The sequence below is a fragment of the Prevotella sp. E15-22 genome (genome assembly GCF_023204875.1).
Taxonomy (GTDB): domain Bacteria; phylum Bacteroidota; class Bacteroidia; order Bacteroidales; family Bacteroidaceae; genus Prevotella.
Map to the genome: position 1 here is coordinate 2,542,085 of NZ_CP096247.1, position 24,922 is coordinate 2,567,006.

The following is a 24,922-nucleotide window of genomic DNA, read 5'->3' on the forward strand; positions in this document are numbered from 1 at the left end:
CTGGAATATTTTTTTTCGGGAAATTGGTCATAAACTCGTATTTATATAAGATATTCAAACCTATTATTATATAAATATTATGATGTCAACCATCTTATCCATCATCGTTATTATCAACGAGTTGATGGCCTCTAATGCAGGTACAGTGATAAGTCCTGCTACAAATTTTGACAGTTGGATTGAACTATATAACCCTACCGAACAGGCGATAAACCTGGGGGGAATGTATTTAAGTAACGATGCCAACAACCTGAAACTATGGCAAATGCCTACAGATATTGGTTCAATTCCCGCCAAGGGATTCAAAGTTGTTTGGCTTGGTTCCAACTATATCAAGACAACGCAGGCACCATTTAAGTTGGACTGCGATGGCGGCACGATATGCCTAAGCGACAAGAACGGGCAGCTCGTCACCAGCCTTACATATCCAGAAGCCAAGAGTCGAACGGCCTATGCCCGTATCACTGATGGTGGTGAGACATGGGGATGGACGTCCACACCCACGCCTGAGGCCTCAAACGCCACCGCGACATATGCAAGTGAACGACTGACGGCACCCACCGTCAATCAGGGCAGCACACTCTTCACCAATTCAATAAGTGTCAAAGTAGATTTCCCTGAAGGTGCCAGACTGATGTATACGACCGATGGCAGTCTGCCCGAGGCTCCGGCTCCAGCAGACGACAGCAGCGACAACGATGAGGGAGTGCAATCACGCTGGGTTCAGATGCTGACCAACGGCAACTGTGAGGGGGACGATGCCTCATGTTTTGTGTGTCGTGACGGAGATGGTGAGGGGGATGTGCCACGTATTGTCAATGAAGTAGGCTATGATGGATCACGCGGTGTCAGGGTGCATGCTATCGCCAACCCAGCGAATGCCTGGCAAACACAGTTCTTTATTTATGCCCATGACCACACACTAAAAGCTGGTGACAAGTATCGCTTCAGCATGAAAGCGCGTGCCGACAAGAACGCGAGGATTTCTGTTCAGTCGCACAAGAAGCCAGGCTCCTATATTCACTGGCAGATGCTTGACAACAACTACAATATCGGCACCCAATGGGAAGAGTATTCCTACGAAGGTGTCATCACGCAGGAACAAGCTGGTGAAAGCGGCATGCAGTGTATTGCCTTCAACCTGAATGAAGTAGCCGAGGAGAACAACTACTATTTTGACGATATGTCGTGGGAATACTATTCTCCATGGATTAACTGGGTGAAGAACAGCGACTGCGAAGGCGAGGACGTAACATGTCTTGTTGGAAAGGACGGCGATAAGAACGGTAAGCTGGAGACAAACATTCTTGATGGCATAGGCTACGACAACTCACGTGGCATTAAGATTCATGCCGTGGCCAATCCGTCGGAAGATTGGGATACGCAGTTCTTTGTCTATACACCGAATCATATCTGGCAGGCAGGCGACAGATATCGTTTCCGCATGAAGATTAAGGCCGACGTGGCATGTCGCATCGATGCGCAGGCGCACCGTACACCTGGCAGCTATATCTATTGGCAGATGTTCGAGGATGGCAATTCCATCAACGTCACCAACGAGTGGCAGGAGATTGTGCGCGAGGGAACCATCAGCAGTAATCAAACAGACCCCAATTCCGAGTTACAAACCATTGCCTTCAATATGAACATCATGAGGGGACAGGCTAACAACTTCTATATTGATGATGTTGTCTGGGAATCTTTTGAGAATGAGGGAGGCGATGTTTCACCAGCCGGTAAATCCTTGGAAAGTAAAGATGGACTGTTTACCTTTGAAAAGACGACAAACCTTACCGTTCGTCTTTTCAAGGACGGCTACCTTCCCAGTGTACCCGTGACACGTAGCTATATAAAAACAAATCGCGAGTTTACCCTGCCTATCATCTCAATTGTCGGCAATAAGAAATTCTTCACCGATCCTAAGATTGGCTTTGACTGCGAAGGCGACGGTACCAACGGTAAGACTGGCAATGGTCAGGACACACCACGTAACTACAACATGGACTGGGACCGTCCCGTGAACTTCTCGTATATCGGCACCGATGGCGAAATGCTGTTCAATCAAGACGTAAACATCAGTGTGTCGGGCGGTTGGACTCGTTCACAGCGCTATCGTTCGTTCAAATTGAAAGCCAACAAGATCTTTGATGGTCAGAACCGTTTTGATTATTCGTTCTTCCCACAAAAGCCATATATCCGCAATAAAGCCATATTGGTTCGTAATGGCGGAAATGATATTTGGATTAACAATGCACGCTTTATAGATCCTGCCTTGGAGACAATTCTTCAGCGCTCAGGCATCGACATTGATGTACAGTCGTATGTCCCCGTCATCGAATATGTCAACGGTGATTTGCGCGGAATACTGAATCTGCGCGAGTGCAATAACGACAAGTTTGTCTATGCCAACTGGGGGTATGACGACGATGAGATAGACATGTTCGAGAACCTTAATATGAAGCAGGGCAACGACAGTGTCATCAATAGGATTTTCGAACTAGGAAAGAATATCAATAACGCCGGCGCCTACGAAGAGTTGACAACTCTGCTCGATATTGATGAGTATATAAACTACATGGCTGCCACCATGTATCTGCATAACGATGATTGGCCAGACAACAACATCAAAGCCTATCGCAGTCGAGACAACGGACGTTACCGTTTCGTAAGTTTCGACCTCGACTACGCCTTTGCAAGATGTAAAGGTCAAGGCGACGAGGGACCATTCACCTATTTCGAGAGATACAAGAACAACGGTAACCAAAACCAGGAGTTTGTTCGTTTCTTCATCAACCTACTGGCACACGACACATTCCGAAGGAAGTTCATCGACACGTTCTGCCTCATGGGCGGCAGTGTGTTTGAGGAGAATCGTGCAGAAAGTATTATCGATGAATTGTTAGACAACGTGCAAGATATGTCGCAACTCATGAAACAGATGGGTATCAACGACGGGCACGACAACCAGAGGGCTGCCGATTATGTCAAGGATAACCTCAGCGGGCGCGCATCTGTCATGGCAACACATTTGAAAAATTATAGTGCCATGAAACTGTCAAGTACCACCATGCAGGCCGTGGAGTTAAGTGCCGACACAGAAGGAGCTACCATCCTGGTTAACGACATCCCAGTGCCATATACCTATTTCAACGGCTACCTTTTCAGTTTGATAAAGCTCGAAGCAAAAGCTCCCGAAGGCTATAAGTTTAAGTGTTGGAAGAAGAATGGCACACAGATTTCCACAAGACCCGTTATGAGTCTGCCAACCGGCAATTCCGTCAAGATGGTGGCCTGCTTCACGCCACTCACCAGCGAGGAGCGCACAGCAGAGAATTATGTGCCTGTACGCATCAACGAGGTAAGCGCATCAAACGACATCTATGTGAACGATTACTTCAAGCGCAACGACTGGATAGAACTCTATAACAACACTGCTGAGCCCATAAATGTAGCAGGCATGTACCTCACAGATAGAGTGGAAAAGATTCAGAAATACCAGATTGCGGGCCCCGAGACCGTTATTCCGGCCTTCGGTCATCTTGTTATCTGGTGCGACAAGCTTGAACCTGTAAGTCAGTTGCATGCTCAGTTTAAGTTGGAGGCGGAAGGAGGCACACTTTTGCTCACGGCAGCTGATCAGTCGTGGAGCGACTGCCTGACATATACCCAGCATCAAGGAAACGAGACCGTAGGCCGCTATCCTGACGGCAGCGATGATGTGTTTGTAATGAACGTACCTACCATTGGAAAGAAGAACAATAAATCTAGTTATATGACCACAGTAGAACAACCGCTGCTTAACAGCATCGACGACATGACCATTGAATCGTTCAATAGTCATCGAAAGGTTGTTTTCTATAACTTATCTGGTCAACCTGTTGTCAATCCACAACGTGGAGGTTGCTATATCGTCCGAATGACAGACGAACAAGGTAACACAAAGACTGTCAAGTTGATGAAGAAATAAACAAACCATTTCCTATCATCATTAAAAAAAGGGGCGCATCCGGATATCACATCGGTTGCGCCCTTATCAGTACTAAAAGCAAACAATAACCTAAAAACAAACCTATGGTATTTTCTATTCTTATGATGCAAAGGTAGCTGTTTTCCGTTTCTCATGCAAAAGGAAAACCCTAAACCCGCATGGGAGTTTCCCTATTTTAAGGGGGAAAATCCCTCTCTACTTGTTGAATTCAAAAAAAAATGCTACCTTTGTCCCCATGAAAAAGAGTCTGTTACTAATTACATATCTGTGCCTGCAAAGTCTCCTCTGCATGGCGCAGGACGACGGTTTCAGCATAGACACCCTGAACCATGAGGTATTCGCACGCATGCAAGGTTGGTCGTTTCCCAAAGACTGTACGCTACAGCGTTCGGACTTACGCTATCTGAAGGTGAAACACTTCGACGCGCAAGGACGCGAACACCAAGGTGAACTTGTTTGCAACAAGCGCATAGCCAACGATTTGATTGATATCTTCCGAAAACTGTATAAGGCCCACTACCCTATTGAGCGTATCAAACTTATTGACGATTACCATGCAGACGACGAGCGCTCGATGACAGCCAATAACACATCATGCTTCTGTTTTCGAAAGATTGCAGGCAGCAAACGCTTATCAAAGCACTCTATGGGCATGGCCATTGACATAAACCCTTTACAGAATCCATGTGTCAAGAAGCGTAGTGATGGCTCTTTGTTTGTTCAACCTGCAGCAGGACGACAATATATCAATCCAGGTAAAACGACACCATACAAGATAAAGAAAGGCGATTTATGCTACCAGCTCTTTATTGAGCATGGCTTTTCATGGGGCGGCAACTGGCGCACCACGAAAGACTATCAGCACTTTGAGAAAGACGTGAAGTGAAACAGACAAACAAGCTGTTTCGAAGAAACATCTCAGGAAACGATTACATCAGCAGGCGTTCCAGGGATGGAATCTCTATTCGACCACGGTGCAGAATAATCAACTCATCTTTCTGCATGGCATTGAGTACATTCGAAACATCAAGCCTACTGTCTCCAACCTCCATGGCCAACTGGGTCATCAATATACGAAATTGTTTTGAGCCTGCCGGATACTGACAATGATCAACAAAGAAACGTACAACACGCTGACGAAGATTCTCTGAGCAACGGCGCCACTGGAAGCGACCACGGCGTTGCGCCAAAGTTGCAATCATGTTCAGGTAGTTTAAACGAATGATCAGGAAATCATCCAACAGGCGCATCACCTCGTCTTTAGACAATGTGATGAAGTGTGATTCCAGCATGGTCGATACTGAACAGGTATAATGAGGATGCGCTCCAAAAAGAGCCTCAGGTTGAATAAGCCATGGAGCCGACAATTGCTCTTCTACCAAATAGCGGCGATCATCACTGTATGTTGTCAGAGCCAACCGACCGCTAATCAGGAAAAGTAGTTGATTGCAGGTATCATCCTCACGAACCACAGTCTTTCCCTCTGGCAACTTCAAGAAGCCGAATTTCGTCTGTCCAGCCAATTGAAGCAACTCCGCCCGACTTAGTCCCTGAAACAAAGGAAACTGTTGCAGACTGTCATATAGGCGCAGGTCATTGTTCATAGTCTTTCAATGCTGGAGAACTCCACACAGCCATCTGTCCGTCCTCATCAACATATATCAGATAGGCCATCAATTCTGGATGGCGAAGAAGTACTTCTTTTGCTCCGTCAACACCAAGAACCATAAACGAGGTAGCATAAGCATCGGCAGTAGCACAATTATCGGCAATAACGGTGGCCGACAACAAGCTGTGCTGCACAGGATAACCCGTACGAGGATCTATCGTATGGGCATATTTCTTTCCGTTCTGATAATAGAAGTTCCGATAGTTTCCACTGGTTGCCATGGCATGGTCAGTGATACTGAGCACCGTTTGCAGTTCATTCTCCATATGGGTAGAGTCGTCCACCGGCTTATTTACGCCGATATGCCAGAGCTGGTCTTTGTCATTATGACCACTCACAACTACCTCGCCTCCAATCTCAACCATATAGTTATTTATACCCTTTGATTTCAAAAGACGAGCCACCACATCGCAACCATAGCCTTTTGCAATGGCACTGAAGTCCATCTGGTTTCGGATTCTCATCAGACTGTCAACTTGTTGCGCCGTTGGCAGCTGTTCGTGCTTAAAGCCAAATCCCCACGCATTTACCAACGGAGCCACCGTTATATCAAACGCGCCATAGGTATCATTACTGACAGTCTGCGCCAACTGATAGATTTCATTAAACATCTCACTACGCTCCACTGTCGAGTCGCCACGGTTTATTCTTGCCACTGTTGACTCTTTATTGAACATCGAGAACTCGGCGTCAACCTTCATCAGCTCCGCCTCAATCTCCTTCTGAAGATCCTTATCATATTGATAGGTGATGTTATAAACCGTTCCAAACACAAAATTGCTATGACGTTGAAAAGGCATGGGCTTAGAACATCCCATCAACAATGCCACGGTAAGCAAAAGAAATACTATCCTACGCATTCGCATCACTAAATATCTAAGATAAAATTAAACGAAAAGCCAAGATTCGACGTATCCTGCTTGCCATAACCTGGCACATACCAGGTATTACCGATATTACCCTCGTCATGTGCCAGTCGGGTGCGATAGCGTACCATCCACCCTAAATGCAATGGCCCGGCAATCTCGGCGTCAAGACCAAACAGGACCTCTGCCCAATGCTGAGAACATTGCTGACCATCAATACGGAAATAGCTATTAGTTTTCCACACTGGGTCTTTGAAAGGCAGGCAGTCAATATCAACCTTATAATTGGTATAGCCATAGCGCACACCAGCATAGATACGATTATGAGCATGTTTGTTTTTCGCAATATTCACGTCAGCACCAATTCGGAAATAGGGCGCACTGGTTTTATACGACAAGTCTGTAACTTCATCATAATCATGATTTGCGCGACCAACACCCAACTCAAGAACAGGAAAATACTGGTCGTGCAAGTTGATGCGAAGAGCACCCTCATACTGACCATAGTCACTCACCTGCATCTGTACCAAGCCCACCAAATCGGCAGACACAGCAAAGCCCCTGAAGAAAGGCACCGTATCGCGCTGAAGTTTCAAGAAGCCTTGCGCCTGAGTGCTTACGGTTGCAAGCAGTAACAGCAGACTGATGCTAATCCTTGAAATGTATATGCAGATGCTTGACTGACGAGTCATAGGTTACTGATGGGTTATTTATAATGATTGTATCAATACGCACATGCGTGCTTCTAACAGCAGTTAACTGATGAAAATAGCGAGTAGGACAATCAACCGATTCGAAATGCGCGATGTTCTCTTTACTCACCCAAACCGTATCAATCTGTGTCACATGCAAGGTATCCGTCACCTTGAACACCAGCACGTCCTCCGGCTCAGTGTAACTCATTGGCAGACTGAAAGATTTTACACCCGTGCCACTATTGTAAAGAAGAGTATCCGTGCCATCAAAGCGCCTGCTCCAGATATTCAGCGTATCCTTCAGTGTGTCGGCTACCTCGTTGTCGCCATCAAATGCCTTTACCATATAGTTGACTTCCACAACATTATCCACAGGACAGTCGATGCTACTGCATGCAAACTGCAATAGCACCACAACCGCCAGAGGAAGAAGTCTTAGCATTCTCATATTTTTGTCTCTATCTGATATTCATTTCTGACGTTTGATGTACGGCTAATCAGATCTCCGAGGAATCCAGCCAAGAACAACTGCGTACCAATCAACATCATCGTGAGGGCAATGTAGAAGAAAGGCGAATCGGTTACCAAACGCTGAGGAATACCATTAGCCAAACACCATAACTTGTCGGCGCCAATAAGGAAAGCAGACAAGAAGCCAATGAAGAACACAATGGTACCCAGGAAACCGAACACGTGCATAGGCTTCTTTCCAAAGGTACTGAGGAACCACAGCGTCAGCAAATCAAGATAGCCATTAACAAAACGGTTCCATCCCATAAACTTCGACGAGCCATACTTACGGGCTTGGTGGTGAACCACCTTCTCGCCAATCTTATCGAAACCAGCATTTTTAGCCAGATAAGGCATATAGCGGTGCATTTCACCGTACACCTCAATATTCTTCACCACTGCCAAACGATAGGCTTTCAAACCGCAGTTGAAGTCGTGCAGGTTCTTAATACCACTCACGGCACGAGCGGTTGCATTAAACAGTTTGGTAGGTATTGTCTTTGACAGAGGGTCATAGCGTTTCTGCTTATAGCCGCTCACCAGGTCGTACTTTTCCTCCTTAATCATTCTATAGAGCTCGGGTATCTCATCGGGCGAATCCTGAAGATCGGCATCCATCGTGATAACCACATCGCCTTGCGCCTCCTCAAAGCCACAATAGAGGGCAGGACTCTTGCCGTAGTTTCTACGGAACTTAATACCTTTCACATGTGCTGACTTTTTCTGAAGATCACAGATAATGTCCCAAGAACTGTCGGTAGAGCCATCACTGATAAAGATAACTTCGTACGAGAAATTATTCTCATTCATCACTCGCTCAATCCAAGCATATAGCTCAGGAATGGACTCTTCCTCATTATAAAGAGGTATAACAACTGATATATCCATTGTATATTCTTATTTTATTTCTTTTTCTTTCTTCTGCATAACAGCGGCTATAGGCATACCCAGCATCGTGCCGCTCAGAACCACCGTCACCAGCATATTGAGTGCAAAGTCAATTGGTCGTGTATTCTGCAACACATGCAAACTCTCACTAATCTGGTCGGTCATTCCCATTTGCTTAATCAATTCGGCTGTCTCGGCCGTGGATAGCATCTCTGTAATCACCATCAGCATATAACCATGATCCAGATATGCCAAATAAGCATACTGTGCCAAGGCAAACAGTAAACCGCCATAGCCAAACATAAGAGCCACATAGAACCAGGCACGTCGGAATGAGATTTTGCCCAACAGGGCCTCATCACGGAAACGCTTGAGTCTGACAACAACAAAAACAGGGGTCAGCACAATGGTTAACAATGCCAAAAGACCATAAACAGGCGATTTCAATCCTACAACATAGCATGCAAAGGCGGCTACGAAGAGTAACGACAATAGAGCCCCATCAATACGAGCAAAAGCCTTTAACTGAATGTATTCCGGTGGTGTCAATGCAATAATCTGTTTTAAAAGTTACTATTTTGCTGCAAATTTACGCAATTTCCCGCATATAACGTGGGCTATGTCTCAAAAAATAGTTAAAATTTGAAACTTTTTTCATTTCACTTTGTATTTCTCACTTTTTTATTGTACCTTTGCACCCGCTTTACAGAAAGACGGGCAAGTCCTGTACGACCAGCTCCCTCGGAATCCTCCAGGACGGGAACGTAGCAAAGGTACTTGGTTGTAGCGGTGCGATATAGACCGCTTGCCCACCCGCCTCTTTAGCTCAGTTGGCCAGAGCACGTGATTTGTAATCTCGGGGTCGTTGGTTCGAATCCGACAAGAGGCTCAAAAAAAGGAAAGGTTAAACAGCCTTTCCTTTTTTGTTGTATTACTTTCCGAATTTCATCGCCTGCTGAAATTTTGCCGGTGTCATGCCAGAGTACTGACGAAACACGCGATGGAAACTGGAAAGACTTAATCCGCAATGCTCTGCCACAAACTCAATACCCCAATCGGGATGCTCCGTCATCACACGGCGTGCTTCCTCCGTACGCAATCGGTTCAACCAGTTCGTCAGCTTGCCATACTCCGTCTGCTGCAGCCATGCCTTCAGCATATAACGCTGCACATCCATGTCGTTGGCCACGGTGGTCAGTGTTTGGTTTGGCTTCAAATAGCCTCCTTGGTCCACCCATTTCTGAGCTGCCTGCTCCACACGCAGTCTGTCAGCCTCGCTGATCACGGGTTCTGTCTCATCGTTCTCCTGACTCAATTCTGCCTCCTCTACACGCTGTAAGTCTTGACTGATGCCGTAATTATGAAAACAACTAGCACAATAATAGATAATGATGAAGAAGGCACAGGCAAAGGCTGTCAGCAACCACCCCTCCTGAAATATGGCAAATGGCACGAACATCGTGATAAAGGCCAACATCGTTACACTTGAAGTGAACCCAGAAAGTTGGACACAACAGAAAGGTTCAAATGAAAAAAGAATTTAGTTTAGAAGAAAAGATGTCCGCAATTGGGTTTGTGTTCCAAGGCGAGTCAGCCCGTTCTGTGTCCCGTAGACTCCACTTAGGCCATCATATTCTATATGAGTGGATAGAGAGTTACAAACTCCTTGGCATTGAAGGTCTAAAATTAAAGCCGAAGAAGAAAAAGAGGCTTTCATATGAAGAAAAATGCAAAATAGTTCGTGATTATCAGGAAAGTGAATTAACTTTGTTCCAGCTTTCAGCCAAATATCAATTGTCAAGCTCGATAATTGGCAATTGGGTTAAATTGGTTGAGCGAAATGGATTTGAAGCACTGGAATCTCGACGATCCAGGCATTTCCAAACTGGTGAGCATATGGTTAAACGACTACCAAAAGAAGAGTACGAAAAGGAGAACGAGCGTCTTCGCAAGGAGAACGAACGCTTAAGACTGGAGAATCTCCTGCTAAAAAAAGTGAGAGCCTTAGTCGAGGAAAGAGAAACCCAAAACAGAGCGATTGGGCGCAAGCCATCGAAGAACTAAGGCGTAATGAGCATGCGGACTTAGATGTCCTGCTAGAGCTCAAGAAGATGGCGCGTAGCACGTTCTACTATCACCTCAAGCACGGCAAGAAGAAAGACAGGTACAAGGAAGTAAAAGATATGATATACACCGTATTTCATAAGCACAAAGGTCGTTACGGCTACAGGCGTATAACGCTGGAACTCCGTAAAGATGGCTGTCCTATCAATCACAAGACAGTCAAGAAGCTTATGGACGAAATGGAACTGAAGAGCGAGGTGAGGAAGGTGAAATTTCACTCCTATAAAGGAGAAGTTGGCAAGACTGCGCCTAATATCATAGACAGGGATTTTACAGCTGAAAGACCTTATCAGAAGCTTGCAACAGACGTGACCCAGATGACGATAGGCGGACGCAAGATTTACCTGTCACCTATACTTGACATGTGCGATGGTGAGATTCTTGCATATTCAATCACAGAGAAGCCAAACATGGAAATGGTACTCGGTATGCTCAACCAGATGTACAGGCGTATAAAGCTGCCTGAGGGTGTCGTATTGCACTCTGACCAAGGATGGCACTACCAGCACGTAGCCTACCAGAATAGTCTAAAGAAACATGGCATTATCCAAAGCATGTCTCGCAAGGGAAATTGTCTGGATAACGCCATGATGGAGAATTTCTTTGGTCTCATGAAGTCAGAGCTGCTGTATTCTGGAAAGTACACATCAGCAGACACCTTCATCAAAGACCTGGTAGAATACATGGAATATTATAATAACGAGAGAATAAAACTGAGGCTTAATGGCATGTCGCCCGTACAATACAGGAAGATGCTTACTGCTTCGATTGTTTAATCCGTCCAAACTTTGGGGTTCACTTCACACTGCGTCCCATCCATCCCAACAGGTCGTTTCTCTCATGGTCATAATACTCGTCCACCGCTCGCTGCATACGACGATAGCCCTTATATAGCGACACAAAATAATATGACTGTGTTATCAGGAATAATGTTGCCCCCACATATTCAGCAACTCTCAGCAAGGCAGACTCCTGTTCAAAAGGAGTATCATCGGTTAATGCAACGCCAAACAGCAAGGCAACCGTCATGAGATACATAGCTACACCTCCCCACACATTCTTCTTATCAATATGTCCTTTCTTTTGTACGAAAAGGATGGCCATGTTAATACTGATGCTGCACGGCATAAAGAATAGCAGGTTCCAGAATACGGCCTGCGTCACCCCCATCTGCCTATAGCCACCAATGTATTGCAATAGGAACTGCGCCGCTATTAGTGCCAGTCCGGCAGCCATCATCCAGCGTGCTTTTGCAAAGATTTTATTCCTCATACTGCGCCTGGGCACCTGAAATGCCACCGTTAGTGCCAACAGCACCATCGTCAGCATTCCACCATATTGCATTTCCGTAATACCTATCATCTATTCTTTTGTTTATGGAGTCCAAAAGATTTTGGATTCATTGCGCCAACAAAATTACAAAATCTCGATGAAATCGCCAAAAAATAATCTTAAAACAATATTTTAAGACACCATTTTCTATCTTAAAACTTTGTTTTGAGACACCAACTCATCCAAGAAGCATCATCATCCCAATAATTCTTTGTACCTTCGTACAAAATTTTAAACGCGCATATGAAATCAGCTCTCGACATGCCCCTGTGGCTTTCCCTCCCCCTCCTTGTCATTTATATTGGTTTATGGGCAGGCTTTCTCTATACACTATATTACTACAGCAACTGGAGAGAGCGCAGGATGAAAAAGAAACAAAAGAAACAATAATACAAGCAACAACATGAAACAGTTAAGACAAAAAGAACACAAGTTCGTGCGTACAGTCCTCATTCTGCTCGCTACCATCATTGGAACAGGATGCAGCAGCACCAACGACAACAACGAGGGTGAACTTAACGACGCAGAGAAAGCACAACTGCTGGAGCGCGCCTACGTATATACACTGCCGCTGATGCTGATGGATGCCACCTATATTAAAATGACCAACGTAGAGGAACCCGTTGCTCAGCAGGCACCCGCCAACAGACTGATTCATGCCCGCCGACTGGCTAATGCCAGTACCAAGGAAGTGGTGACACCCAATGTCGACACCAACTACACCCAGGTGATGCTTGATCTCTCGGGCGATGCCGTCGTACTGCGTCTCCCACACACTGACCGATTCTGCCTTGCACAGATACTCGATGAATGGAGCAACTGCATTGCAGCGCCCATGGCCACCGACATTAAAGGCGACTACGGTTACTATTGCTTCACTGGCCCAAATTACGAAGGCAGCGTACCTACCGACATGGTACACATAGCCTGTCCAACCAACCACGCATGGATGCTGCTTCGCACGGTCTGCATGGGCGAGGACGACCTGCCCAACGTTTATGCCATACAAAACGAGATGCGAACCTATATGCTCAGCGACTACCTCACCACAGGTGAAGAATACACAGGCAAGGGTGTTCACAATCCCGACTACGACTTCGCAGCTCCCGTGGACTATATTATGACCATGCCTATGGCCGACTATTTCGCTCGCGCCAACGAGTTGATGCTGACCAATCCGCCCGCTGCCGCCGATGCCGAGTGGATTGCCGACCTGAAGCGTATCAACGTAGGACCAGGTTTGAAGTTCGATGCCAGTATCTTCGGCAGTCAGGCACAACAGTTGTGGGCAGCCCTCGTGAAAAACATCATTACCATCACCATGCCGAAGAGTCAGCAGTTCATCAAGCCCAACGGCTCTTGGCAGTTCTATGGCGAACCCATTGCCGAGTTCGGCACCGAGTACTACTACCGTGCCCTCATTGCTGTGGCAGCTCTCGCTGCCAACCCCGTCAGTGTAGCCGTGTATCCGCGTGCCAACGTCGACTCAAAAGGACTGCATCTCAACGGCAATCACCACTACCGTCTGCACATCGAGCCAGACAATTGGCCCGACACCAATGACTACGGTTTCTGGAGTGTCACCCTCTACGGCGAGGATAATTTCCTCTACGACAACCCCATAAACCGATACAATATCACCGATCGCGACCAATGGCAGCGCAACCCGGACGGTTCACTCGACATCTATATCTCTAACGAGGCCGACACTACCCACCAAGCCAACTGGTTACCTGCACCCGCTGATGATTTCCATCTCATCTTCCGCATTTACAATCCCGTAAAACGCATAGCCAGCAACGAGTGGACAATGCCTATCATCACTCGTTTGGACTAATACAACAAAGCAGAACATGTCACTTGATTTGCAAACAATAAATCTTTAATAGGTAGAAAGACAAAACGAATGAGCGAGTATTACTATTACGGTCTGGCGGCCATGTTCTATGTGACCACATGCTGGACATTTGTAGTGGTGCGCTGGTTTCACACCTGTCAGGCACCCAAGGATCGGCGAGCCTATATCTGGCCCGACCGCAAGTTGCAGTGCCTGGTCTATTCCATGGCCACCCTGCTCCTGCCCTATGTCATCGACCCCACCAACGAGGCGGCATGGACGCTGATGAAGAGCTACTTCCCCGCCACCTACTATTTCTACACAGGACTGCTGCTGCTCTGCTATGCCGGCACCGTGAAGCAGTGGAACAGGTGGAAGTTTGTGAGTTGGGTGGCCGCCTGCATCGTCATCGCCACGATGCTCATCCCCGTGCTCAACGCCTGGCTGCCCTTCGAGTTTATGAATGCCGAGGGCATAGAGTTCTGGCACTACGTCATCACCACCGAGAGCATCCTGATGCTGGGCTTCTGCTGCCTGGCCATGTGGCAGGTGTGGACGTGGATACGCGAGTCGCGCGATGCCAACTACTCCAACCCCGACGACTTCCCCGTGCGCTATGCCTGCATCGTCATCATCTATCCCTTCATCCTCACTCCCCTACTCTGGCCCGCCTATATCCTCGACTCGCGCCAGGTGATGGCCGTGCTGCACATCCTGCTGGGCGTGTTCAATCTCCTGCTGCTGCTCACCGTGATGCCCGCCTGGCACCGCCAGCACATGCTGCCATCCACCGCCGAGGACGACGAGGAAGACCATGAAGAGGAGGCCCGACAGGATGCGCACATCGACGAACTCATCGAGCAGACCGCAATCGAGATACGTGCCTATGTGGAGGGCCAGCGCGCCTATCTCGACCCCCACCTCAAGGTGGACGATGTGGTGGAGCACTGCCAACTGGGGCGCACCTATGTGTCGATGACCTTCCAGCGCCGCTTTACCTCCTTTGCCAGCTATGTCAACGGCCTGCGTCTGACCCACTACGACCAGTACATGGCCGACCATCCCGACGAGACCAAGGAGTCGGCCGCCCTCTCTTCCGGCTTCTCTAACTACATGGCCTACTATCGCGCCCAGCAGAAGCAAGCCAAGCGATAAGGTCTTAGGACCCCAACGACCAATGCCGATTTCACCGATGAAATCGGCATTTTTTGCATCTTACTTACACCCTGTGTACAATTTGTTATCCCCATTACACCCCGTTGTAATACCCATTACATCGCGGTGTAATGAGGTTTACATCCATTTGTTATGAGCCTGTACGATTTGTTATGCCCCTATCCATCAGTAATGCGTAACTTTGCGCCCGCAAACATAACAAACGAATAACAATGACAGCATTATCTTATCTTCTTTGTGCCGCCCTTGCCGTAGGAGCCATCTGGTTTCTGTGGTACTGCTGGTGCATCATCCAGAAAGACAAAAATAATCATTAATCAATATTATAATAACATTAACAACATGCAAAGACCAAGACATTTATTTCTGGCAAGGGCAACGATGACGCTGCTCCTTGCCTTGTTCACGTCTATAGGGGCGTGGGCAACAATTACGGGAAGCGGCGACAAATATGACCCGTACGTACTCAATACGGCCGAAGACTGGACAACATTCGCCGGTTGGATTAACAACAGCAGCAAAAGCAACAGCACTTATTTCAACAAGTACTTCAAACTCAGTGACTCATGGGACAACAGTTCCAGTTCTGTCACGGTAGCCGTAGGTACAAAATCAAACCCTTTTGTGGGTGTATTTGACGGAAATGGCAAGACACTGTATGTCAACATCAGTGATACTGAGAATCAGGGTACGGCTCCTTTCCGCACAATCGCACGTAGTGAATATAGTAACTCGTGTGAGATTAAAAACCTCACCGTCACTGGTAACGTTACGGGTGCTACCTACGCTGCTGGACTTGTCGGTTTATGTAACGGCTCCATCTATAATTGTTGTTCTATTAATAATTGTAAGGTAGATGTCAATGTCAGTGTTCCCGCTTCCAGTGGTGACTGTACAATGGGTGGTGTAATTGGTTACATTAATAGTAGCGGAGTGAATCTGCAGAATGTCATATTCAGCGGCACCATGGATAATAAAACTGGTTATGCGGGTGGCTTGGCTGGTTGGAGCACGAATACCTGTTGCCTTAAGATCAACAACTATCTTTTCAAGGGCAGCTACACAGGCTCAGCTTCTAACGGATTCCATCCCATGGCTATCCGTCATAGTAATTTCGATTTTTACCAATCCGATTTCAAGAACTGCTATTATACGGCAGATCCTACATTGACTGATGAGAAATCCATCGTTAATCCGGGAACAAGGGTGTATGCATCTGCCGATGTCATCCCCGGCAGTGTTCTCAACAAGAATCTTTATGCGCAGATTACAGCGACAGACAATGTGCGATACTATGCACCTGTCACCTTTACAGGTATCAATACATTTTATAAATATACCAGCTCGGCCATTACGTTAGACTACACCGTAAAGGCAGCCGATGGTAGTGTTCTGACCAAGGGTAAAGACTATACCGAGTCCTTCAAGAAGAACGGTTCCACTGTTTCAGAGGTAAGGGAAACGGGTAACTACACCCTGGCCATTACGGGTGTTGTCCCTGACAATACAGTAAATTTTGACTTCGTTGTTGCTGAGGCCGAGAATGTTGGTGACCTCAGTAAGATTACCTCTCCCACAACCTTTACAGACGGAACGGTATTGACGGGTACGCTCAACAGCAATGTTAAGCTGTCTATTGCCGCTGGTGCTACGGTGACGCTCTATAATGTTACTATCAACGGTGTTGATAATAGCAACTATCCGTTTGCAGGCCTCACCTGCGAGGGCGATGCCACTATTATCCTAGCCGACGGAACAACAAATACGATTACTGGATTCTATAATTATTATCCCGCTATCCAGGCTGCTCATAATGCTTCGGATGCTGGTGACGAATATACCCTGACTATCCGAGGCAATGGTACGCTGATTGCTTCCACAAGCAGAATCCGTGGTTGGTCAGCTGCGGCAATCGGAAGTGGTAGTACTGATGGAACAGCCTGTGGTAACATTGTTATCGAGGGCGGAAAGATAACCGCTAATTGTGGTAACACCAGTGCAGCTATTGGTGGTGGTTACGGTCAGAAATGCGGTAACATTACCATCACCGACGGTACCGTCTATGCTGCCTCATCTTATGGTGGAGTGGGTATTGGTGCTTCTTATAATGGATCATGTGGCAATGTTACCATCAGTGGTGGCGAGGTTACCGCCTTTGGTGGTGAAGGAGGCGCAGGAATCGGTAGCAATACCCATGGTACTTGCGGCAACATACTTATCTGTGGCGGTACCGTTACAACCACTAGTCAAGGTATTCATGGCATAGGAATCGGTTCTATCAAAAAAAGTCCTTGCGGCAATATCACCATCACAGAAGATGTGTACTGTGTGTCGGCAACAAGGGGCTCTTATGCACGATGCAGTATAGGTTGGGATTATGATGACAGTCCCGTCGGTATTGTCACCGTCGGCTGTAAACTTGACAATCAGGGCAATCCCGTCGGAGGTACTGTCGGAGGAGTCCGCGAAACTCCTTATGTTTACTATGGAAAGACAGCTACTAACGTCTTGAATACAGCAACCTTGGACGGCATCAAGGATCATTATTGTTATTATGGTTCGCCAATCACATTAAACTTCACTCTGAAAGATGTTAATGAAAATGTGTTGACACAAGGTACGGACTTCACTGTGAAGATCAACGGCACTGACGTTACCGACCAGTCACCCCTTACCGTCTCTGAGTTGGGTAACTATACACTGACTTTCCTGGGCAAAGGCAACTATAGTGGCGAGCAGAGCGTCAAATTCTTTGTGTGCGACCTCACAAACATCACCACAGACTTCACATTCGTGGATGGCGATGTCATCTCCGGTAAATTCGGTAGTTACAAAAAGATATCCATCGCCGACGGTGCCACAGTGACACTCAACGGAATGAGTATTATTGGAAAGGACTGGAGCTCATGTCCTTGGGCTGCCCTCACCTGCGAGGGTGATGCTACCATTATCCTGGCCGACGGCACAGAAAATACGCTGACTGCCTTTCAGAACGGCAATCCTGCCATCTATGTCCCCGAAGGTAAAACACTGACCATTAAGGGTACCGGTTCGCTCACGGCAGACAATAGCAGTCGTTACTATTCTCCTGCAATCGGCGGAACTTATGAAGGAAAATGTGGTAACATCGTAATTGAGAGCGGTAACATCACAGCCTTGGGAGGTCCTTATGCGGCTGTCATCGGTTGTGCTTTAAATGGTTCTTGTGGTGATATCACCATTAGCGGAGGAAACATTACTGCAACAAAGGGTAGTAATAGCGATTATTGTATCGGAGGTCCTAACACCGGCACCATAACCATAGGTACCCAGGTAACAGGATCTATCATGGATAATGTCATACTCTATCCCTACACCGTCAGCTTCGATGCCAATGGCGGCTCTGGCAGCGCTATGCCAGCACAGGCCTTCGTTCACGATATTGCACAGAACCTGACGGCCAACACTTACACGGCTGCTAATCCCACCGATGCTTTCCTGGGATGGTCAACATCTGCTGATGGCAAATTGATGTTTACCGACGGTGCGAGTGCAAAGAATCTGGCCGAGACACCAGGAGCCAACGTAACACTCTATGCCTTGTGGCATCCCAATGTAGACGAATCCACAGGTATCTCTGTCGACAATGACTTCACCTATCCTGCAGCCGGCCATTTCTATGTGAACATGCCTGCAACAGATTCCAAGACCATCGACATCCCCACAACCATCCAGTCGTTCAAGGTCTATGACAATGGTGGCAAGAATGGCGACTACAGCAATAACTGCGACGGCACCCTTGTGCTGAATGCCCCCGATGGCTATGTACTTCAACTCTCTGGTAATGCGGATATGTACAGTGCTATTGACTACCTGAGCGTTTATGATGGCAAGGATGTCAACGGAACTCCTCTGATTGACCAGAAGAATGAGCTCTATTCAAGCATCGGTCTCGTTACCACCAAGAGTCAGAGCATGACACTCTATTTCTGGTCTAATGATTCACGTGTCAAGAGCGGACTCGATCTTACTGTGATGGTCGTCAAGGCCGATGCTGAGAACGACGTCACTGTTAAGAAACCTGCCGATGGCGGTAGCGTGGGAATTAACAATACTCCCGCCAAGGTGAACGATGTTATCACGCTGATGTCTAAAACCTCAACTGGTTACGTGCTCAGCGACCTTAGCGTAGTGGATAGCTATAACAATGCCGTCAGCACAACAGATATGCTCTGGTACACAGGCAATACCTCTGCCTCCTTCACCATGCCGGGCTCTGCCGTCACTGTCACCCCAACGTATACCAATACACTGACAGCCGATGGTGGCCTCTACGTCAACCTGCCCAAGACAGGCACCAAGACCATCGACCTTAGCACCTTCCCTGGCGTTAAGTCGTTCAAGGTGTATGACGATGGTGGCAAGGATGGCGACTACAGCAGCACCTGCGACGGCAGCCTTGTGCTGACTGCCCCCGAAGGCTGCAGACTCGAGGTTTCCGGTACTACAATTACCTATCCATTCTCCTACCTGTATATTTATGATGGCACCAGCGACCAAGACACCCGACTGGTAAGGATGGATAATTCGGACGATACACCTGCGAAAATTGGCAATACCGTCATCAGTTCTGGCAGAAGCCTGACCATCAACCTCTCAGCATACAAAGACGCTTCTCGCACGAATGCCGGTATCGACCTTACTGTGAAGGTCGTCGGTCCCGATGATGAGAACAAGATTTCCGTTAATAACCCCGCTGAGGGTGGAAGCATCGGTAGCAGTAATGAAACAGCCAAGTTAGACGAGACCGTTACACTGAAAAATACAAATGCCGAAGGCTACTTCCTTTCAGATATCAGTGTGGTGGACAGCTATGATCTGCCCGTTAAGATAGACTGGCAGGGTTCTTTGTTTAATACTGCCACCTTCAAGATGCTTTGCACCGATGTTACTGTTACTCCCACCTACACCAACGACCTGACAGTTGACGGAGGTCTCTTCGTCAAGATGCCACAGACCGGCGTGCAGACGGTTGATATTCCCAAGGGCGTACACTCCTTCAAGCTCTACGACGATGGCGGCCCCAGGAATTACTACAGCAATAACTGTGACGGAACGCTCACACTGATTGCTCCTGAGGGCTATGAGCTTCAGGTGACAGGTACCGTAAGAATGTATTACTCTGGCAGATTCTCCATCTATGACGGCAATGATTGCAATGCCCTTAAGATATTCGAGAGAACCAACTCCTATGATGAAGTTACTATTGCTCCCTTAGTAACCTCTAATCGCAGCATGACGTTCTGCTTGTATTCTAACGGCAGCTCAAACGCTCAAGGCATCAACCTCACCGTGACGCTTATTGATATCTCTGCTAAAAAGGCTATTGCCATCAACGATGCCACAGGCGGTAGTTTGGCTGCATCAACCAACAACACTACTGTCACAGAGGCAGCCGTAAACGAGACCGTCACCTTGACGGCCACCCTGGATGATACCTACCTCCTGAACGGCATCAGCGTGGTGGATGCAGACAACAAGGCTGTTGACATCGAAGAGACTTATTGGTACCTGAATAAGAAACAGGCTTCATTCAGAATGCCCGCCTCTGCCGTTACCGTCACCCCGTCGTTCACCAACGCAAAGACTGCCGAAGGCGGCCTCTTCATCAATATGAAATCGGATGAGACGATGAATGTCACTGTCCCCGTGGGAGTACAGTCGTTCAAGGTTTACGACAACGGAGGCAAGGATGGCAAACACGACAAGAAGAAATCTGCCATTGTACTCACTGCCCCCGAGGGCTGTGCCATCCAGCTGACAGGTACCATGACAGCCAGCTATTATTCTTACCTCGATGTCTATAATGGTACCACCACCAGTGATCCGCTACTGGCTCAGATACGTGCTGAGTCTGGCCTCGATGACGGCCTCAGTGTAGGTCCTAACGTCATCTCTGGAAGATCTATGCTGATCAATTTCAGACCATCTGATTGGAGGGATGGAAGAGCGGGACTCGACCTTACCGTAACGATTGTTGACACATCTGTTGAACAGGATATTGCCATCAATACCGTCACGGGCGGAAGCCTCACAGCATCCATAAACGGTGCTTCTGTTACAAACGCAAAGGTAAACAATATCGTTACCCTGACGGACAAGGCCGCAGACGGCTACTGTCTTACTGGTATCTCTGTGATGAATGCCGACAATCAACCTGTCAGCATCATCGGTGATGTGAAGTGGTATAATGCCACCAACCAGGTAAGCTTTGCCATGCCTAACTCATCTGTTACCATCACCCCGACGTATGTTAATAAGGTGAAGGCTGACGATAATTACTTCATAAACATGCCTACAACAGGCGATGTAACTGTCACCATTCCTACTTGTGCAGAGTCGTTCACTGTCTATGATGATGGCGGTAAGAATGATACATACAGCGACAACTGCAATGGAACCCTCATACTGAAAGCTCCTAAGGACTACAGTCTGTGGTTGAAAGGAACAATGTATACAAGATCAGGTCACACCCTCTCCATCTATGATGTCGATGGAGACAGCGAAACCAAGCTGTTTAGCGGAAGTGATCGCAATAATATTGATGTCGTAGGAGGAAGCAACATGAAGGTTCACTTTGATTCCAATAGCTGGCATAATAGCTATCATGGATATGAATTCAAAGTTGCCGTAGGCCATGGCATTTTCGTGGATAAGGATATCAAAAACGGTAAGATTGTCCCCGACAAGTGTTTTGCCGTTAAGGGCAGCTCTGAGGCCATCACCCTGAACGTAGAACCAGCCCCGGGCTACAGCATCGGTACCGTTAGCTATAACGATGGCACCGACCATGTACTGGAACCGGTGAATGGCGTCTATTCTCTTACCCTCTCTGACAAGGACGTCTCTGTCTCGGCTACGTTCACAGAGAACGTCATGGAGCTGGCCAACAATGGTACTGATAACACCAGCGTTATTGCGCAGGCGGACACCAAGATTATGAACAGCCTAACCCTCAGCGGGCGCACACTTTATAAGGACGGTGAATGGAATACCATCTGCCTGCCCTTCTCAATGGATGAGAAGCAGATTGCTGCTTCACCGCTCGCTGGCGTTACCATCAAGGAGTTCGATGCTGACAAGAGCAACCTGACAGATGGCGAAATGACACTGAACTTCACCGAGGCTACCACCATCGAGGCTGGTAAACCTTATATCGTGAAGTGGGAAAAGCCTGCCGACCTGGTTATCAAGACTGAAGAAGACTGGAAAACTTTCGCCAATGGCGTGATTTATGGCAATGAAGGCTATAAAGACAAATTGGTGCGTCTGGACGCTGATATTGAAGTCTCAAAGATGGTGGGCGATTATCATTCTCCCTTCAGAGGCACCTTCGACGGCAATGGTCACAAACTGACTGTCAATTTGTATTATGACAAGACAGCAGGATCCTCCGAGTCAGACCATGGTGTCGCTCCCTTCCGCTTTACCTATGGCGCCACCATCAAGAATCTGACAGTGGATGGCATTATCACTACCGAAACGGCTAAATATGCCGGTGGTATAATCGGTATTGCTAAGGATTATAACAACACCATCGAGAACTGTGTCTCCAGCGTGGAAATCCACAGTACTGTAACCAAGGACGACAACGATGGTACCCATGGCGGACTCGTAGGCAAGTCAACAGGTAAGCTCAATATCAAAAACTGTATGTTCAACGGTATGATGACCACCGAGAAGAATCATCCTACTAACAAATGCGGTGGCTTCGTGGGCTGGAATAATAGTACTCTCAATATCAGTAACAGCCTCTATGCTCCTGCCAAACTGCCTGAAGGCAAATACCCAGTCAACAACACCGAGTGTGCTACCTTTGCACGTAACGGTGCCAACATCACAAACAGCTACTATACAGAGGAATTCAACGATGGCACCCACTATACTGGACAGGGCGAGGCCGTTGGCACTTTGGATAACGAAACGCTGCTGGGCAACGATTACCTGGGTAGCGGTTGGATGGAGAAAGACAATGCGGTAACACCTGCGATGATTCTCGTCGTCAATCCTGTATTTAACCTTGTCACCATCGACAACAGTGCTGAGGCTGTTGCCAAGATGACACAGACCTCTGCCGACGGCAAGGTGATGTTCACTGGTTCTTACTCATCATCTACGGGTAGCGATGGAGACAAGTTATATGACATCCATACCAATACGCCGAATGCACTCAGCGCTTATATCAGCGCAATGAAGGTAGACGGTATCATCAGCGACGGATTCTACAGCGATGACAAGAAGACTGTTGCTGCAAGCGGCATCAGCCCTGATGCCAATGGTCAGCAGACGCTCTACGTTACCTATAATCTCATCCTCGCCGACAACGGGGACAACACCGACCGCATCGCCGCTGCTAACGGTATGAGCGGACTCACCGTCACTCTCGCCGACCGCATGCTCTATAAGGATGGCGACTGGAACACGCTGTGCTTGCCCTTCGACGTGACACTGAAAGGCAGTCCGCTGGAGGGTGCCACGGTGATGAAGATGGATGGCGAGAAGAGCTCGCTGAACAATGGCAAGCTGTCTCTGTCCTTCGTGGACGAGAAGGAGGTGCTGACGGCTGGCACGCCTTACATCATTAAGTGGGAGACAAAGGGTGACGACATCAAGGACCCTGTGTTCACGGGTGTGATCATCAGCAGCACCACACCGACGGAGGTGATGAGCAACGACAACAACGTGAGCTTCGTGGGTCAGTACTCGCCCTTCAACATCGTGGAGAGTGGCGCCACGGGCGACAACGAGGGCAATATCAACGAGATCATCTTGCTCTCTGCCAAGAATCAGTTGGGCTACTCGAAGAATCCTCGCACGCTGCACGCCTTGCGCTGTCACTTCAAGACTTATTCGTACGAAAAGGCGCGTAGCTTCGAGATTGACTTTGGCGAGGGCGAGACCACGGGAATCGTATCGATCTCAGACGGAAGGGATATGATGTCTGATGGCTGGTACGACCTGCAGGGTCGCAAGTTCGACAAGCAGCCTGCGAAGAAGGGACTGTATATCCAGAATGGTAAAAAAGTAAAAAAGTAAAAACGATATGAAAAAAGAATATATCAAACCCGAGATGCTAGTCGTGGCATTGCAGCAGCAGGGATGCCTGCTGGCAGGCAGCGCTCCGAAATCAGGAGAGCACTTGGTAAAAGGCCTCGGTGAAGGCACCGACAAGATCTTTGACCTAAATGATGACGACTTCGACGACTCTTATGTCGACCGATAACATAATCTTTCTCTAACCAGGCCCACAGGATTGCTCCTGTGGGCTTTTCTATTACATGCCGTGTACAATTTGTTATGTTTATAACACATCGTTGTTATGAGGTTTACATCCATTTGTTATGTGCTTGTACAATTTGTTATGAAGCGATTGTACAATAATGCGTACCTTTGCACGCAAAAGAAAAAGCAATGGAGAAAATGACAGTACTATCTTATGTTTTATGCGCAGCCCTCATCATAGGAGCCATCTGGTTCCTATGGTATTGTTGGTGCATCATCAAGAAACGGAATTAAATATTAGAGTCCCATAAAATAATATATTCAAGATTATGAAAAAGGTATATGCGAAGCCTGAGATTCAGGCAATTGAATTGAAACAACAGGGATGTCTGCTGGCAGGTAGCAAAAGAAGCGTGACAAACGTGAATACCCCTGAAGATGTGGATATCACCCCAGTTCCTGGTGGAATTGATGACGATGACGACGATGTGTAAATAGTTCTCAACCGAGACATTAACCATGACCAGGCCCACAGGAATTCCCCTGTGGGCTTTTTGGGGGAGCAGACTAAAAACT

Annotated in this window: 16 protein-coding genes, 1 tRNA gene and 1 pseudogene; 10 read left to right on the top strand and 8 right to left on the bottom strand. The window is 47.5% G+C overall.

Going from position 1 to position 24,922, the window contains the following annotated elements:
- Positions 1-79 precede the first annotated feature (79 nt).
- Both M1D30_RS10385 and M1D30_RS10390 read left to right on the top strand, forming a co-directional pair.
- Positions 80-3,967, top strand: a complete 3,888-nt coding sequence (locus M1D30_RS10385) for a lamin tail domain-containing protein (protein ID WP_248503736.1) — start codon at positions 80-82, stop codon at positions 3,965-3,967.
- Between the two features lie 256 nt (positions 3,968-4,223).
- Positions 4,224-4,874: a M15 family metallopeptidase gene (locus M1D30_RS10390; protein ID WP_248503737.1), complete on the top strand. Its 651-nt coding sequence runs from the start codon at positions 4,224-4,226 to the stop codon at positions 4,872-4,874.
- Between the two features lie 43 nt (positions 4,875-4,917).
- On the opposite strand, the gene M1D30_RS10395 is transcribed toward M1D30_RS10390, so the two are convergent.
- The 6 genes from M1D30_RS10395 to M1D30_RS10420 are packed head-to-tail and all read right to left on the bottom strand — an operon-like array spanning position 4,918 to position 9,165.
- A complete protein-coding gene (locus M1D30_RS10395; RefSeq protein WP_248503739.1) occupies positions 4,918-5,592 on the bottom strand; it encodes a Crp/Fnr family transcriptional regulator in 675 nt (224 codons plus the stop codon).
- Positions 5,582-6,517, bottom strand: coding sequence for an FAD:protein FMN transferase (locus M1D30_RS10400; RefSeq protein WP_371874080.1), 936 nt, complete (start codon positions 6,515-6,517; stop codon positions 5,582-5,584). Before M1D30_RS10400 ends, M1D30_RS10395 begins: the two co-directional genes overlap by 11 nt.
- Before the next feature lie 8 nt (positions 6,518-6,525).
- Positions 6,526-7,215, bottom strand: coding sequence for a DUF6048 family protein (locus M1D30_RS10405; protein ID WP_248503741.1), 690 nt, complete (start codon positions 7,213-7,215; stop codon positions 6,526-6,528).
- Positions 7,172-7,660, bottom strand: coding sequence for a DUF6452 family protein (locus M1D30_RS10410; protein ID WP_248503742.1), 489 nt, complete (start codon positions 7,658-7,660; stop codon positions 7,172-7,174). The genes M1D30_RS10405 and M1D30_RS10410 overlap by 44 nt, the downstream gene beginning before the upstream one ends.
- A 2-nt stretch (positions 7,661-7,662) precedes the next feature.
- Positions 7,663-8,616, bottom strand: coding sequence for a glycosyltransferase family 2 protein (locus tag M1D30_RS10415; protein ID WP_248503744.1), 954 nt, complete (start codon positions 8,614-8,616; stop codon positions 7,663-7,665).
- Positions 8,617-8,625: 9 nt separating this feature from the next.
- Positions 8,626-9,165: a DUF4199 domain-containing protein gene (locus M1D30_RS10420; RefSeq protein ID WP_248503745.1), complete on the bottom strand. Its 540-nt coding sequence runs from the start codon at positions 9,163-9,165 to the stop codon at positions 8,626-8,628.
- Positions 9,166-9,431: 266 nt separating this feature from the next.
- Here M1D30_RS10420 and M1D30_RS10425 point away from each other — a divergent pair.
- Positions 9,432-9,505 (top strand) — tRNA-Thr (locus M1D30_RS10425).
- A gap of 42 nt (positions 9,506-9,547) precedes the next feature.
- Here M1D30_RS10425 and M1D30_RS10430 read toward each other — a convergent pair.
- Positions 9,548-10,093: a helix-turn-helix domain-containing protein gene (locus M1D30_RS10430; RefSeq protein ID WP_248503747.1), complete on the bottom strand. Its 546-nt coding sequence runs from the start codon at positions 10,091-10,093 to the stop codon at positions 9,548-9,550.
- An 80-nt stretch (positions 10,094-10,173) separates the two neighbouring features.
- Between M1D30_RS10430 and M1D30_RS10435 the strand changes: the two genes are divergently transcribed.
- Both M1D30_RS10435 and M1D30_RS10440 read left to right on the top strand, forming a co-directional pair.
- Positions 10,174-10,680, top strand: coding sequence for a helix-turn-helix domain-containing protein (locus M1D30_RS10435; protein WP_371874186.1), 507 nt, complete (start codon positions 10,174-10,176; stop codon positions 10,678-10,680).
- Positions 10,665-11,516, top strand: a pseudogene (locus tag M1D30_RS10440) (IS3 family transposase); the annotation flags it as partial. The gene M1D30_RS10435 and the pseudogene M1D30_RS10440, both read left to right, overlap by 16 nt.
- 19 nt (positions 11,517-11,535) lie before the next feature.
- Here the strand turns inward: M1D30_RS10440 and M1D30_RS10445 are convergent.
- The gene (locus M1D30_RS10445; protein WP_248503751.1) at positions 11,536-12,102 is read right to left on the bottom strand and encodes a hypothetical protein; all 567 of its coding nucleotides are present in this window, start codon (positions 12,100-12,102) and stop codon (positions 11,536-11,538) included.
- 373 nt (positions 12,103-12,475) lie between these two features.
- Between M1D30_RS10445 and M1D30_RS10450 the strand changes: the two genes are divergently transcribed.
- The 5 genes from M1D30_RS10450 to M1D30_RS10470 all read left to right on the top strand — a co-directional run bounded on the left by M1D30_RS10450 (position 12,476) and on the right by M1D30_RS10470 (position 24,840).
- Positions 12,476-13,909, top strand: coding sequence for a DUF1254 domain-containing protein (locus tag M1D30_RS10450; protein ID WP_248503752.1), 1,434 nt, complete (start codon positions 12,476-12,478; stop codon positions 13,907-13,909).
- A gap of 69 nt (positions 13,910-13,978) precedes the next feature.
- Positions 13,979-15,064, top strand: coding sequence for an AraC family transcriptional regulator (locus M1D30_RS10455; protein WP_248503753.1), 1,086 nt, complete (start codon positions 13,979-13,981; stop codon positions 15,062-15,064).
- A 363-nt stretch (positions 15,065-15,427) separates the two neighbouring features.
- The gene (locus M1D30_RS10460; RefSeq protein WP_248507894.1) at positions 15,428-24,160 is read left to right on the top strand and encodes a hypothetical protein; all 8,733 of its coding nucleotides are present in this window, start codon (positions 15,428-15,430) and stop codon (positions 24,158-24,160) included.
- 7 nt (positions 24,161-24,167) lie between these two features.
- Entirely contained in the window at positions 24,168-24,347 is a 180-nt protein-coding gene (locus tag M1D30_RS10465) for a hypothetical protein (RefSeq protein ID WP_248503755.1), read from the top strand.
- A gap of 328 nt (positions 24,348-24,675) precedes the next feature.
- Positions 24,676-24,840, top strand: a complete 165-nt coding sequence (locus tag M1D30_RS10470; RefSeq protein WP_248503756.1) for a hypothetical protein — start codon at positions 24,676-24,678, stop codon at positions 24,838-24,840.
- Positions 24,841-24,922 lie beyond the last annotated feature (82 nt).